Annotated in this window: 13 protein-coding genes; 2 read left to right on the top strand and 11 right to left on the bottom strand. The window is 42.0% G+C overall.

The genetic code is table 11. The features are described from left to right. The first annotated feature begins 21 nt into the window (after positions 1 to 21). Entirely contained in the window at positions 22 to 237 is a 216-nt protein-coding gene (locus tag V7K21_RS04805; RefSeq protein ID WP_335172034.1) for a hypothetical protein, read from the top strand. Positions 238 to 403: 166 nt separating this feature from the next. Here V7K21_RS04805 and V7K21_RS04800 read toward each other — a convergent pair whose 3' ends face one another. From V7K21_RS04800 to V7K21_RS04765, 8 genes are all read right to left on the bottom strand, one after another. After that, positions 404 to 751: a hypothetical protein gene (locus V7K21_RS04800; RefSeq protein ID WP_335172032.1), complete on the bottom strand. Its 348-nt coding sequence runs from the start codon at positions 749 to 751 to the stop codon at positions 404 to 406. 265 nt (positions 752 to 1,016) lie between these two features. Then, entirely contained in the window at positions 1,017 to 3,503 is a 2,487-nt protein-coding gene (recG, locus tag V7K21_RS04795) for an ATP-dependent DNA helicase RecG (RefSeq protein ID WP_335172030.1), read from the bottom strand. Between the two features lie 84 nt (positions 3,504 to 3,587). Beyond that, positions 3,588 to 4,427: a hypothetical protein gene (locus tag V7K21_RS04790; protein ID WP_335172028.1), complete on the bottom strand. Its 840-nt coding sequence runs from the start codon at positions 4,425 to 4,427 to the stop codon at positions 3,588 to 3,590. Positions 4,428 to 4,645: 218 nt separating this feature from the next. After that, positions 4,646 to 5,590, bottom strand: coding sequence for a translation elongation factor Ts (tsf, locus tag V7K21_RS04785; RefSeq protein WP_335172025.1), 945 nt, complete (start codon positions 5,588 to 5,590; stop codon positions 4,646 to 4,648). Between the two features lie 217 nt (positions 5,591 to 5,807). Beyond that, positions 5,808 to 6,602 carry a 30S ribosomal protein S2 gene (gene rpsB / locus V7K21_RS04780; RefSeq protein WP_334813368.1) on the bottom strand — a complete coding sequence of 265 codons (795 nt, stop codon included), beginning with the start codon at positions 6,600 to 6,602 and terminating at the stop codon, positions 5,808 to 5,810. Between the two features lie 452 nt (positions 6,603 to 7,054). Beyond that, positions 7,055 to 7,222, bottom strand: coding sequence for a hypothetical protein (locus V7K21_RS04775; RefSeq protein ID WP_335172022.1), 168 nt, complete (start codon positions 7,220 to 7,222; stop codon positions 7,055 to 7,057). Between the two features lie 337 nt (positions 7,223 to 7,559). Then, positions 7,560 to 8,300 (bottom strand): Uma2 family endonuclease, encoded by a 741-nt coding sequence (locus V7K21_RS04770; protein ID WP_335172020.1) that lies wholly within the window; start codon positions 8,298 to 8,300, stop codon positions 7,560 to 7,562. Between the two features lie 50 nt (positions 8,301 to 8,350). After that, the gene (locus V7K21_RS04765; protein WP_335172018.1) at positions 8,351 to 9,148 is read right to left on the bottom strand and encodes an HAD family hydrolase; all 798 of its coding nucleotides are present in this window, start codon (positions 9,146 to 9,148) and stop codon (positions 8,351 to 8,353) included. A gap of 104 nt (positions 9,149 to 9,252) precedes the next feature. Between V7K21_RS04765 and V7K21_RS04760 the strand changes: the two genes are divergently transcribed. After that, positions 9,253 to 10,074, top strand: a complete 822-nt coding sequence (locus V7K21_RS04760; RefSeq protein ID WP_335172089.1) for a hypothetical protein — start codon at positions 9,253 to 9,255, stop codon at positions 10,072 to 10,074. 140 nt (positions 10,075 to 10,214) lie between these two features. On the opposite strand, the gene V7K21_RS04755 is transcribed toward V7K21_RS04760, so the two are convergent. From V7K21_RS04755 to V7K21_RS04745, 3 genes are all read right to left on the bottom strand, one after another. Further along, complete coding sequence (locus tag V7K21_RS04755; protein ID WP_335172016.1) at positions 10,215 to 10,922, bottom strand: DevA family ABC transporter ATP-binding protein; 708 nt, start codon at positions 10,920 to 10,922, stop codon at positions 10,215 to 10,217. A 123-nt stretch (positions 10,923 to 11,045) separates the two neighbouring features. Continuing rightward, the gene (gene devC, locus V7K21_RS04750) at positions 11,046 to 12,200 is read right to left on the bottom strand and encodes an ABC transporter permease DevC (RefSeq protein ID WP_335172014.1); all 1,155 of its coding nucleotides are present in this window, start codon (positions 12,198 to 12,200) and stop codon (positions 11,046 to 11,048) included. 565 nt (positions 12,201 to 12,765) lie between these two features. Further along, positions 12,766 to 14,205: an HlyD family efflux transporter periplasmic adaptor subunit gene (locus tag V7K21_RS04745; protein WP_335172087.1), complete on the bottom strand. Its 1,440-nt coding sequence runs from the start codon at positions 14,203 to 14,205 to the stop codon at positions 12,766 to 12,768. Between the last annotated feature and the right edge of the window lie 799 nt (positions 14,206 to 15,004).

The raw sequence follows: 15,004 nt of genomic DNA, 5'->3' as shown, positions 1-15,004 counted from the left end.
GAATAGTGAGTTGCTTCTAAATTGATCCAAAGCTCTGAAGAAAATCCTAAATTAACGGTTTATCATTTGATTTATGATAACGCAGGTCTTGGTCATATTGAGTTAGAGCAAACTTTGGTGTTATTAAAAGAGAGTGATTTAATTTCATTTACAGCTAAAGTTTTTAATGACGTAGATTCGATTTATTTGACTCATAAAGGTTTACAGAAATATCTACAATTGAGGCAAGCTAGATAGTAATAAAATTAATTCCTTCAGGAGCGATCGCACCTCGCTACCCATGCAAAACCCCACAGCTAGCTATAGCGCTACGGGGTACAAATGGAATTATGGGGAATGGCTTAAGTTTGACCGTAGGTACTCTTATACGCTACCTGCGGTCGTTAACTCTTACCATCGCATCTCAAGAATTATTTCTGATCAACTGCAACAATATTGACTCAAGACTTTGTAATGCAGCGTTTGTGGTGCGTTGATGTTCTTCAAAATTACGTTGATGTTGTTCATGGCTATCACGTAATTCAAGTAACACATCATCCAAAATCGCACTACGACCCAAAACACGGTCAACGTTACTGGTTAGCTCTCTCATTTCTTGGCTTAGTTCATCCAGTTGTGCCTGTGTGTTAGCTTGTCTAATGGTTAAATTGTCTAATTGTTCTTGTGTACTAGTTTGTCTTTCAGCCAACCCCAAGATTATTTGTTCAATACGGTCTATTCGGTTAGGGAAATATTCGGGTATATCAGTCATTTTCCTTGTGTTGAACTCCTACAATTTTACTTTCTCCTTTGATTCAATATCCTCAAACACCGATAAATATTGTTTTTAGGGCGGCGTGATAGTTAAATTATTTTATCGCTAGCACTACAAACCTGATACAAATAACGTGATTTTCTACTGAGATAACCCCACTAAATCACAATTCCCCAAAGCGATCGCTACAGGGAATCAAAGGGTTATGCGGGTTAGGGGATGGTTAAGGCGGGTTAGTCCTCTACTTCAGAATTATTATATATTATGTCAAAATCGCCCCACCCATCAACCGCTCATACCGATACTTCAACTCTTCTTTCATCAAATGCCAACGCTCTAAGGTAGCATCCATCTCTATAATTTTCTCTGCTGCTTGCCGCGCTAAAAGTAAAACTTCCTCATCCTCAACCAAACTCGCCAAGGTAAAATCTGGCACTCCAGATTGACGAGTTCCCAGTACTTGCCCTGGCCCACGAAAACGCATATCCATTTCAGATATGAAAAAGCCATCCTGAGATTGTTCCAACACCTTCAAGCGTTGTTGAGCATCAGGACTCCTAGAACTGCTCATCAACAGACAATAGGACTGAGCCGCGCCCCGACCGACACGCCCCCGGAGTTGGTGCAGTTGTGATAAGCCAAATCGCTCTGCATTTTCAATGAGCATTACTGTAGCATTACGTACGTCTACACCAACCTCAACAACAGTAGTAGAAACTAGAACCTGCGTTTGGTTATCGCGGAATTTGGTAATCGCTTCATCCTTATCGGCTGAACTCATGCGACCATGTAGCAACCCCACTTGAAAGTCGGGAAAAACGCTTTCTTGTAACTTTTGATGCTCATCAACAGCCGATCGCAGATCCAGTTTTTCTGATTCTTCCACTAACGGCAAAACCACGTAAACTTGTCTACCTTGGGCAATTTCTCGGCGGATGAGGTCGTAAGCATGGTTGCGTTGCTGACCTGACAATACTGTTGTTTGAATTTTTTGTCGTCCTGGTGGTAACTCATCAATTTGGCTCACATCCAAATCCCCATGTATTGTCAGTGCTAAGGTTCGGGGAATTGGGGTAGCTGTCATAGTTAGTACGTGGGGTTGCTCACCTTTCTGCTGTAAACGCGCCCGTTGTTCTACCCCAAAACGATGCTGTTCATCTATCACCACTAACCCCAATTGATGGAAGTTTACAGGGTCTTGAATTAAAGCATGAGTTCCCACTAACAGAGGTAATTCACCAGTTCCTAACTGAGAATGTATTTGTCTTCGTTTAGCAGTTTTAGTGGAACCTGTCAATAATTCTACTGATAAATGCAGCAAGTTAAACCAGCTAACTAACTTGCGATAATGTTGTTCTGCCAAAACTTCTGTGGGAGCCATCAGCGCCGCTTGGTAGCCGGATTGAATTGCTGCGAGGATAGCTAGCACGGCGACGACCGTTTTACCTGAACCGACATCGCCTTGCACCAGACGATTCATTGGCACAGGTTTCTGCAAATCATTGAGAATGTCGTTGAGAACACGTTGCTGTGCGCCAGTGAGTTGAAAAGGCAGTATTTCGTGGAATTTCTCTACAAGTTGACCGCGTGGGACAAGGATGGCACTGGTTTGAATCGCCCTTGCTTGCTGCTGACGTTGCAGTAAACCAAGTTGTAGGTAGAAAAATTCATCAAAGACTAGGCGACGACGGGCAACTTGTAGAACGGCGCTATCACTGGGAAAATGAATGTTAGCGATCGCATCTTTCAATTCCATCAAACCATACTTTTGTCGCAAACCACTTGGCAGAGGGTCTTTCAGGTGAGTTGCAGCAGGCAAAGCAGCAATTACCGCTTGTCGCACTGTATTTGCCACCACACCCTCAGTCAGTCCATAAATTGGCACCACCCGCCCAATATTCAGCGACTCAATGGAATCTCCTGGATTTGCCAAAACCTCTAGTTCTGGATTATCCAGTGTCAAGCCGTATTTACTTTCTTTCACCAACCCACACGCAGCCAGAATACTACCTACTGGATAACGACGTTTTAAACTTTCTTGCCAAGCGCGACTGCTAAAGCGTGTACCTGCGTAAAAACGACCAATTTTGATTTGACCGCTGTTATCTTTTACAATCAGTTCTAAAATTGATAATTTCTGATTTTTAGGGCTAGTAAAGCAGTTGCAACGCTTCACAGTAGCCACTATTGTCACCGTCTCACCCGCCTGTAACTCGCGGATATTCACCTGACGCGCATAATCAATATGGTCACGAGGATAGTAGAAAAGCAAGTCGCGGACAGTGTGTAAACCAAGCCGTGCCAAATTATCAGCTTTTTTGAAGCCTATTTCTGCTAAATCACTAAGTTTTTGCTCAATTTTTGGGGCAAGCCTCCGACTCACCTCAGTGATAATTTTAGATTTTGGATTTTGGATTTTGGATTGATAAATTCTCCCCTGCTCCTCTACTCCTCTGCTCCTCTGCTCCCCCTGCTGCTCTTGCTGTAGTTGGGAGAGATACCTGCGAGTATCTGCTACTAAGTGTTGTCTTTCTTCCACTGCTAAATGTGGATAACTAGCAAATTGCACCGCTAATCCTTGCCAACGGCGGCGTTCAGTTTGGGGCAAACCTGTTGGGAATTTGCCCAAAGTCAGGCTAAGAAATTCACTGAAGCGGTACTGTTTGCCCACCAAGTCTGTAAAGCCACGTTCAGCTTCTATTGCCAAGGCTTTGTGCAATCGTATCCAGTCTGGTTTTTCATTAGTCATTGGTCAGCAGAGTGAGGAGTGAGGAGTCAGGAGTTAGGAATAAATTACTCATAACTCATAACTCATAATTCATAACTCATAACTTTATTCAAACCAGCTAGCACGCCAAGCAGCTTCAGCTTCAGCGATCGCTTTTTCTCGATGTTTTTTTTGATACTCTCGTCCTAGCTTGTTGATCTGAACTAAAATACTGCGGATTTGCCTACGCTCAGAGGAGAGTGTCACATCAGCAAATTCAATTTCCCCTAGCCGCAGGTTAATAGCCATGATTTGCGTCAGTTCAGAATCTTCTGACTGCTGCTCATTTTCAATTTCAATTACTAAGTTTAATAAGTTGGGTGGGCCTGGCATAACCTCGGCAGACGCTTCTGATGCAGCCGCCGCAGCTGCTAAAATCGGTTCTGGTAATTTTTTGGGTGATACCCCAGCTTTTTGTAATAAAAGATTAGCATCATGCGAAAGTTTTTTCAGTATCTCTTGCGTGACCTCTTCTAAGTTATGTTGCCATTTTGCCAGTTCTATAGGATTAGAGGTGTCGAGGGTGAGAGGCTCAGGAGTAGATATGCCCAGTATCACAGGAGATGAGGATGTTACTCCCCCATCTTGCCCATCTCCCTCATCTCTTCCATCTTCCCCTACTTTCTCACTTTTAATACAAGTGAGTAATTGCTCAAATGCCACTTGACCCAACTTGCGGATGGCTTGTTGCAATTGTTGACGCTGATTCAATGACAAATGCAGAAAGTTTTCAGGATACCCCTGAGTACAAAGGTGGTAACTCGCCAGAATCAACTGTTTTCGTACAGCTAGCCCCAAAGTGTTTAGATAATTAGCATAAGCGCTTTGTAGTTCTACTGCGATCGCCCGAATCGCTTCTTTTAGTGCTGCAATATCCCGTTCAATTCGCTCGATTGCTCTTGCCATATCTTTTCGTTCTTGCCCATGTGAACTATTACATAGTACAAATGTACAAATTTATTTGAGGGTAACTTTCCAGAGGATTTTAGATTTTAAATTAAATGCGATATTTCGCGTCTCTAATAATAAAATACAGGTCAGGCTATTTGCTTGACCTGTTTAGTAAAGAGTTATTGGTCGTTTGTCCTTGATAAAGACTAATGACTAATGACCAATGACTAACATTACTTGCTGCCAATTTGTGCAGCGACTTCATCAGCAAAGCTAATTTCTTGCTTTTCAATGCCTTCGCCCAGTACATAACGGACAAAGCGAGTCACTTGAATCTCTTCGCCTAATTGTGCCTTCGCTTGCTTCAAGAGGTCTTCCACGGAAATACTCTGATCGCGGATGTAAGGCTGATCGATCAAAGTCAATTCTTTCAGGCGTTTTTCAATCCGTCCCTGAACAATCTTTTCTTTGATATTATCAGGCTTGTTCGCCAAATCATCCTTGCCCATTTCGATATCTTTTTCCTTTTGGGCAATTTCGCTAGGGATTTGATCTACGCTCACATACTCGACATTTGGGCAAGCTGCAACTTGCATCGCAGTGTTCCGTGCCAAGGTTTGGAACTCTTGATTAGTAGCCACTGACTCAGTTTGGGAACCCAACTCTACCAATACACCAACTCGACCGCCTGTGTGAATGTAGCTGTCTACGACACCTTGCGTGCCTTCTGCTAGTGCAAAGTTGATAAAGCGACGCACTTGGATATTTTCACCGAGCGTAGCAATGGTTTGCTTGATGAATTCTTCTACAGTCCCGCTTGGACTATCAGCATACTGTTGAGCCAACAAAGACTCAAGACTATCAGCAGTTGCTGCTTGCTTTGCCAGATTCTTAACTAAAGCTTTAAAAGCCTCGTTACGAGCAACAAAGTCGGTTTGGCAGTTGACTTCGATGAGTACACCCACTCGACCTCCGGGCTGAATGTAAGTGTCTACTAGACCTTCTGCCGCAATCCGATCGCTTTTTGTCCCCGCCTTAGAAATGCCCTTTTTCCGTAGCCAGTCTGCGGCTTCTTCTACGTTGCCTTCAGTCTCTATCAGCGCCTTTTTGCAGTCCATCATGCCAGCACCAGTTTTTTGGCGTAGCTCTTGGACGAGTTTTGCAGATATTTCCGCCATGTTGCCTAAATTCCTAACTTGACCTCGACTTGTAATCGCTCACGGGTGTTGAGTATTTCTATCTTACTCAGGGCTTAGGGAGAAAAAATAATGAAGTTATCAGGTATGAGTTTTTTCGTCTCTATCATAGCCTACGAGTTGCCGTAAGCTAGGGCGGATTGCTGCTAGTGTGCAAGCAACCGCCCTCCCTCGGACACTTACTTCACCCCTGCTTTACTTATTCCTCTTCTTCCTCATCGGGAATTACGGCGTCAGTATATTCGGTTTCTTCGTAGTCTTCGTCATACTCACCACCTTCGTAATCTTCGTAATCCTCTTCAGCATCCAGCTGACCATGACGACCTTCATAAATGGCATCCGCCAATTTTCCTACTATCAGCTTAATTGACCTGATAGCATCGTCGTTTGCTGGGATAGGGATATCTACTACATCTGGGTCACAGTTCGTATCCAGCATGGACACAATCGGAATATTCAGCTTTTGGCATTCTTGAACTGCGTTATATTCCCGCCGTTGGTCTACAATTACAACGATATCCGGGACTTTCCGCATTGTTTTAATGCCGCCCAAGTATTTCTGAAGCTTCGTCATTTCCCGACGTAGCATTGATGCTTCTTTTTTCGGTAATAAATCTAGTGCGCCAGTTTCCTCACGGCGTTCTAAATCTTTCAGACGGTCTACTCGTGTTTTGATGGTTGCCCAATTAGTCAACATTCCGCCCAACCAGCGTTGGTTAATGTAGTGGGAACCACAACGGCTGGCCTCTTGGGCAATAATTCCAGCCGCTTGGCGCTTAGTGCCAACAAAAAGAAATTTCTTCCCTTGTTCAGCGTGCGATCGCATGTAGTTATAAGCATTATCCATCAACTGGGCAGTTTGCACCAAGTCGATGATATGTACACCATTGCGGGAAGTATAAATGTAAGGAGACATTTTTGGGTTCCAACGCCGGGTCTGATGCCCAAAGTGAACCCCTGACTCCATCATCTGAGCCAATGAAACTACTGGCATATATTTTCTAACTCCGATTCGGGTTAAACCTCCATCCAAGCGTATTTCCCAACAGGGAAACACCCGAATTCTCAGATGTGCGAGATTAGTTAACCATACTAGGTTAGCATATTCGGAAGAGTTGTAGTTGGTTGACACAGTGAGAGCGAGAAAATAGCGCTGCCCGCTCAACAATAGGAAGCGCTATGCTTGTAGTGATAGTGATAAAAATATTGCTGTTTTAAACGCCTTCAACAGCGATCACTACCCTTTTTAGTAAGAAATACTCAGTAAAAAAGCTGAAGTTACGCGTTTTAAGCCAGGGGAGCTACACCCTAGTACATGGCATCAGTTTGCCTACCTTTAAAGAAGGGATTTTTTCCCAAATCTTGTTAATTGAAATGGTAGCTGCATTTACGCCGTCATGTATTAGTGTTTAACTGACTAGTTTTAAACTACCCCAAAAGACCTATCTACTCGCAGTCTTCTTGATCCTTCGGTTTGGGTTTTTGTCGCCGTTGTTTGATCTGTTCGTCGATAGTTTCTCTCATTTTCTGTTCGGCAGTGTCCATCGCAAAATACTTAAAGCGGTTGATTACGCTACTGAACAAGTTGCCAAAGAATCTTTCAATTTCTTGCATAATTTAATACCACAGTATTTAAAGGTAAATTCTTGACTCTACCATTGGTCTTGGACTTTCTACTGGAAGCTGGAAATAAAACGCTAACCTCTTGCGAATGATTTTATAAAACAGTCTTCTCAATCAAATCACTACTGTTGAGACTTCCGAGATTGAAACGCGGTGGACACCCATCTATTCTATTCTGTCTAAGGTAATAAATGTGGCAAAAATATAGGTAACAAATTGTCTACTTGTTTGTAACAATTTTTAAATTTCACGGTCACTCATTAGTGTATTTGGTGCGATGTCTACGATGGGCGTAGTTAAAGCAATTTATAAAATTACACCCTGCATGTTACTCAATAGTATCGGGGTCTACATTCAGCGAACGTAACCTTGCCTTTAACTGTTCTATCTGCAATTCTGCCTGTTCTGCTCGTTGGCGTTCTTGTTCTGCTCGTTGGCGTTCCTGTTCTACCAGTTCTTCTGCTTGCTGCCTTGCTAAAACTTCCTGCCGTAAAGCCTGTACCAGTTCATCAGGGATCAGTAATTTTTCCCCTGTATCCTCAAGGTAAAACCCAATTAGCCTTTCCTCAACCACCAAACGCAGTTGTAACGGTTCACTGCGTCCATCTTGTATAGGTTCGTAGATTTCCCCCCGCAGGCGATAGCCACGTAGCTGTTGTTCTACCCACTCACCTTTAGGGTCAAATAGCCAGTATTCCTTGACACCTAGCTGCTCATAGAGGGTCTTTTTGAAGATTTCGTCTTGTCCCTTAGTACCAAAGGATGTCATTTCAAAAATTACTGTTGGTACTTGACCCTCTTCCCAAATTTTATAGTTGTCCCGACCGCCAGGTGCAACATCAAAAATCACCATCACATCTGGGGCTACGCGTAACTTAGGAAAACCCTGTGCATAATAAAGAAATTGATTTGCCAATACTGTTGCTTGACGATGTGTCAGATACTGTTTCAGTACTTCCAAAGTAGTTAGCAAGGCATAAAGGTGGTCGTAGGTTTCTGCCACTGGTTGACCATCAGCACTGGGATAGAAGATTTCTGATTCGATATCAACTTTTAGAGTAGCCGTCATGGTTGCAAAATCAGTGCTACGAGATTATTGTAAAGCAAGTCTGGCTCTGCCTAACTTGGGATGTGCAAGCTTTTCAGAATATAACTAGATAATTCACAAAATCCTTCGCCTTCGGCAGCGTTAGTAATATAAGCAGGGTGATATTTCAACTGATTCAGATATTCCAGCACGTTTGCCACGCCTACAGAAATAGGAAAATAACGCCGATCAAATAAACTTTCATCATTGGGGCTATCGCCAACAGTGACAATTTGTTCTGGTGAGTATTGGGGCAAATATTCGCGCAATACCTGCAACAATCCCACAGCTTTATCTTGCCCTTGAGGTTTAATATGACACTGCACGTTGCTATAGGTAAATCCCCAACCCATTTGTTGACAGAGATTGTCTAGGGTTTGTAGTTCATCTTGACGCAAAGCAGCTACATCAAAAGTCCAGTCGGTGATGCGAAAGCGATTATCGGCAGATTCTTGGATTTGGGGAAATTTAGTTTGTAAATTCTCAAAAGTCGTAGCCAAGTACTGGCGATGTTTAGCTAAATCAGGAATGGGTGTTAAGACTACTGGTTTCTGGTTTCCAGGTGGAAAGTACAAACCGCCATTTTCTGCCATAGCACCTGCCACTGGCATAATCGCACTTAATCCACTCACCCACCCAGCAGAACGTCCTGTGACAATCAGCACCTTAATGTCAGCTGCCGCTAAATCCTCTAAAGCTTGCAGCAGTGCAGGAGTAAATTTTCCTCGTCTAGTCAGGGTGCCATCCATATCTGTGGCTATCAGACGAATATTGCTAAAGCTTGTAGATGAAACCTTAGACAGGGTAGGGAGGCTCAAATGTCTGGACATATGCGGTTTGTAAAAGGCTGTAAAAAATATTAATGATACAGCAAGATGACATTGAAGATTTGGGCATCCTAAACATCAGGAGTCAAGTTTTTCAGTTTCCAACCATGTCCACTTCGATGTTTCTTGCCCAATCCTCCGGGACAAAGACTAAAAAGGCATCCCAGGAAGTGCCAGCAAGTAATCCTCAAATACCACCATTATTGTTGGTAACTTCAGGAGGACTGGCTTTAGGGGTGATTGCTTTAATTGTGTATAGTAAGCTCCAGATGAATAAGCTGGAGAAAAAACTTAAGTTTGAACAATTCCGCACGCGAGAATTAGAGAAAAAATTTAAGCTGGCATTGGAAACAATTCGTCAAATGGAAACTAATCCTGATTTGGTCAACTCACGGGACTTTAACCTGGATTATCTGCGAATGCGGATGTCAGAGGAGGTGTTTCATTTTGCAATCCTTAATCAAGTGAAGATTCAGATTAAAGATAAAGTTTCTCAAGCCCTGCGTCCAAATCAAGCACAACTTGGATCAGTCGGAATTGCTAATAGCGCTGGACGGCAGGTTGATGAAATTTTTGATGTAGAGTATGAGACTGGTAGTCCAGGGAACTCTGCCAAGCGAGTTCTATTTCGCATTCAAATCCGGTTAATGAAGTTACCGACGCAAGCAAGTTCTGCTACTATTAGTCAAATTATTGACTGTATAGAAACTTATTTAAGCCCCATAGAAGACGAAGATAGCTGGCAACCAACAATTCAAGGTCGGATTGCTACCATGCATTGGGATCAAAAGGCTAAACCTACGCCTCTACTGGTGCTAGAGCAATCGAATGAAGGCGTGAATGTGACTTTTCGGACTAATCGCCAACCAAATGCCCAAACTTTGCCAAAGCCACTTGGAATGAAAAAATCAGGCTCGGTTAGACAATAAACTATGAATGTCATTAGTCATTTGTCCTTTTTCCTTTGTAGATACAAATGACCAATGACAAAAAATGACCCTTACGAGTAAATAGGCAATATTTATTTGCGTCACAATTTAGTTATCAGTTGTGATTTATTACTTCCAAATCATGACCCAATAGTTGCATTGGGGGAATTACGGGTTAAAAGACCATCTTCCATTTCTACGATGCGATCGGCTATATCTAAAATGCGGTTGTCGTGTGTCACTAATAAGATAGTAGTTCCCTGATTTTTAGCCAGACTCTGCATTATTTCCACGACATCGCGTCCTGATTGTTTGTCTAATGCAGCTGTTGGTTCGTCTGCTAGTACCAGTGGAGGACGATTCACCAAGGCGCGGGCGATCGCAATTCTTTGTTTTTGTCCACCAGAAAGGTTGTCTGGGTAGTAATCAACTTGTTCTTCTAAACCAACAGACCCCAGCATGGCTTTTGATTTAGCCACTGCTTCTGTTTTAGAAATATTATTCAATTCTACCGCCATTTGCACATTTTGCTTCGCAGTCAAGAACCCTAGCAAATTATGAGCTTGGAAAATATAACCAATGCTGCGTCGCATCTGCACCAGTTTGTTTTGACTGACGCCAACGAGTTCTTCACCTAAAAATTTCAAACTTCCCTCTTGTACAGATCGCAAACCACCAATTAAGCTCAGTAATGTTGTTTTACCTGAACCGGATGGCCCAGTCATAATTACAATTTCACCAGAATAAATTTCTAGGTTAATGTCAAATAATATTTGTTTTTTAAGTGCGCCTCTGCCATAGTAATGATTGAGATTTGTAATGGCAATAATAGGTTCTTTTTGGGTCATAATTTTGTTAGCTCTAAGTTAAAGTTTTTAAAATAAAACTGTAGTAATTACTAAAAAATGTTTCTTAATTATCCACTTTAATCTATAAACACTAACAATATCTTTTACTTAATATTTAATTAATTAAAAGATATCTGCTGGATCGGCAGAACGTAATTTTCGGACTGCGATCGCACCAGATATAATACACATAAGCATTGTCAAAATCAACACCATTACCGCCCGATCAAAACTCATAAAGACTGGTAAAAGTGTCGCATCTCTGGCAGCTTTATACATAAATAAAGCAAAAATAATTCCAGGAAAATATCCAAAAACTGCTAATAACAAAGCCTCTTGAAGAATGACTGTTAATAAATAGTTTTGTGTATAACCTATTGCCTTGAGAGTAGCATACTCAGCTAAGTGGTCTGCAACTTCTGTATAAAGGATTTGATAAACAATTACAGTCCCTACAATAAAACCCATGACAGTCCCTAATGTGAAAATAAAGCCAATAGCTGTACTATTTGCCCAATAATTACGCTCAAAATCAATAAATTCTTGCTTCGTTAAAACATTTACCTCATTAGGTAAATATTTTTGTAATTCTTGGACGACAACTTTAACATCTGCTCCCGGTTTTAATCTAATTAACCCAATATCAATTAATCCTGGTTGACGATTGCTGAATATTCGCAGAAAGTTAATATCACTTGTAATTAAATTTCCATCTGCACCAAATGATGCACCTAATGTAAATAGTCCTCCTACTTTAATTCGCCGCCTTCGTACTTCTGCTATTACAGTCTTTCCTTGCTCATAATTAGCAGCGATTGGCCCATACTCCACTCTAGAAGAACGGTCAAATAAAACTACATCAGGCAGTTTAAGTTTATCTAAATTCTCCTGAACTCCAGGTAAATTAACTAAGTTATTCTCTGGGTTCATTCCAAATATCAGGATACTACGAGGACGGCCTGTTACAGGATTTTTCCAGACTGTATAGTCCAAATATATAGGATGTACTGATTGTACTGCGGGTAAATCTAAAGCTTTATATAACCGCCGTTGAGAAAAGCTCCTCATTGCCAGAACAGCACTAGATTGACTATTGATTAAAACAATATCGCCCTGCAAGCTGCTATGAAATCGAACGTTACTATAATACAAAGCATCCCGGAAACCGAGTTGCATAAACATCAAAATATCAGCAAAGGCAATTCCTGCCAAAGCCACAGCTAGGCGAGTTTTTTCCCTTGTCAGTTGTAGCCACGACAGAGGTATTTTTTGATTCATGTTATAGGTATCCAAGCACAGTTATCAATTACAGTGGAATTCAAAAGTCATTCAATTTTTGATTTTGAATTTTGGATTGAAGGATAAATTTAAAATCAAAAATTGGCAAATTCAGTGGTAAAACAGTCTTTATATCTCAATCCGATTTAGTTAAGGCTAAAATTTTTTATTTTTTGAACGTAGATGCAAAGTGGCTGACCGCAGGCTACCGCAGAGGTACAGAGAGAAGGAAAAAATGCTTATACCAATTCTGTATGAAGATGCGCTAAACCATATTTAAGTACAAGAAAGAAAAACGAACCGCATTCGCGTAGCGTCTCGTAGAGAAGGACGCATAGACACAAAGTGGCTGACCGCAGGGTAGGACACAAAGAAAGAAGTTAAAAGGGTTTGGCGCGGCTTCACAAAGAAATGGTATTAACTGAACTGTATTGGCTTTGGAATCTAGGTTTTGTACCTCACTTAATTGTAACCTGTTGTAATTTATCAGACATTTTTTATAGAATGTTTGAGATTGATGAAACAGCCTAATCCAAAATATCAAATCATAAATTTGTATTACTGTTCACCTATAACTTGATTCGCTATTAATTTCGACAAGAACTTTAGCGTAAGTTAAACCAGAAACTTTCTGGCTATCTTCTGGAGGTAGAGCAATTTTCACTTCTACTACCCTGGCATCCACATCTGCTGCTGGATCTGTATTCAGCACATCTTTTTTACCAATTTTTCTACCAATTTCAGTAACAGTTCCCTTTAATTCGTCGCTAAATGCTCCATTATCGCTGCTGATAGTGGCGTTTTGACCAATACGCACTTTTCCAATACTGTCTTCAGCGACTTCAGCAATCACAAACATTTGGCTGGTTTGTCCAATTTCAGCAATACCATTTGCACCTATGGCTTCGCCTGACTTGGTGTAAACTTTTAAAATCTCTCCAGCTATTGGTGCTTGAACGTAGCTTAACCTCAATTCTGCTTCGGCTTTTCTAACATTTGCGATCGCATTACTAACTTGGGCTTGCGCTACTTGCACATCGGTAGGACTAACATCTAAAATTTTGCTCAGTTTGGCCTTTTCTTCATCTATTTGTCTTTGCAAAGTTGCTAAAGTTTTGTCACGGTTAACTTTGGCTTCGATTAGCTGCTGTTGCAAAGTTGCTGAATTTTGTATTTGGTTAGCTCTAGCTTCAGCAACTTGCTGTCGTAAGGTTGCCAATGTCTGCTTTAGTGTAGCTTGGCTTTCGGCAACCTGCTGATTAGAAGTCACTGCACTCAGGCGTCTACTATCCCGTTCTTGCTGAGAAATCGCACCTTCTCGGTATAAAAAATCATAGCGTCCGGCATCTACTTGAGCATTGCGCTGTTGAGCTTTAATACGTGTAAGCGTTGCTCTAAGAGCTTCTCTTTGCCCACTGAGTTCAGCTTCTATGCGATTCACGGTTGCTTGTTGAACGAGTTTATCTCCACTAAACTGAGCTGCAACCCGCGCGATCGTCGCTTGTTGAGCATCCCTTTCCCCAACAAACTGCGCTTGTAAGCGAGCAATAACTGCTCTTTGGGCTTGAATATCTCTTGGAGATCCGGCTCTGATTTGCGCTAAATTCGCACGGGATTCTTGCACCTTGGCTTTTGCCTCTTCTAGTCCGGCTATTTGGGAATCGCGGTTATCCAAAATTGCCACAATTTGGCCTTGCTTTACCTGTTCACCCTCTTTTACCAGAAGTTGCTGAATTCGTGACGATGGCGCTAATCCTGAGGATGGGGCGGACAATTTAACAACTTCGCCTCGCGGTTCCAAACGCCCTAAAGCACTAATGCTATTGGTAGATGGCATTACGGGTGCAGATGTAGTTAGTTTTCTCAACTGCTCGATTTTAGCTGTACCTAGTACCCCAGCAGCTATTACTACTGGTACAGCTACAGCGATACCCCACCAAATCTTAGGTTGTTCATGATTAAGTGGCCGCTCACTTGGCTTTGGCTTTTCAGTCACCCTTGACATAGTATGTTGCCCGTTTACCTGAATTGTGCTGATGGAAGTAAAAATAAAAGGGTTTTTAATCAACAGCCAGCCGTTTAGGACAAACAACAGTGGTTTAAAGCTGGGTATGGCTTAAAATCCATTGTGTGATGAACGCTCAACACTATGGTTTTGCAAAATGGTGTTTTCTATAGCGTAGGCGTAGCCCGCCGTAGGCATCGCTCGTTTGTATGCAATACAGTGACCTCACTTCCATTCCTCTCTCCTAAAAAGAGGAGCCACTGCGTTGGGCGGCTCTGCCGACTTGAAGCACGTGGCGTCAGAGGCTTTGAGGCTTACTCCCCAACCCTTGCAGGGTTGGGGCTGAGGTTAGGTCTGTATTGAAACCTAGAAACGCTATAGTAGCTGGCTATTTAATAACTCTGAGTATTATTGAGACATGAGTGCAATGCGAGTTAGCAGAATTCACAAGCAGTATGAATCTAGATGTAGAGACGTGATATATCGCGTCTCTACACAAAATCCCAAATTGGTATGATGCGGTACTGTACTGCTACATTCGCTACGGCTACGGTTAGTCACAAAATTGAAAAGAAATATCAAAAATAGACTGTTGCCAATGCTTGATACAATCTTGCTACAAAAGTTAGTCTTCCTTAAGTGAATTAATGATTAACTAACTAAAAAATATCTGTTCACCCTGAGCGTTCGCGTAGCGTCTCGTAGAGAAGTCGTTGGCGCAGCCTCTCGTAGAGAAGGGTCAACTTGAGCATTCTTAACATTAAAGTTTCCTTAACTTTCTGGTCAATGAGTTAGCTGT

This window comes from Nostoc sp. (genome assembly GCF_036919595.1).
Lineage (GTDB): Bacteria > Cyanobacteriota > Cyanobacteriia > Cyanobacteriales > Nostocaceae > Nostoc.
Note: the sequence above shows the minus strand (reverse complement) of the source record. Positions and strands in the feature narration are given on the sequence as shown.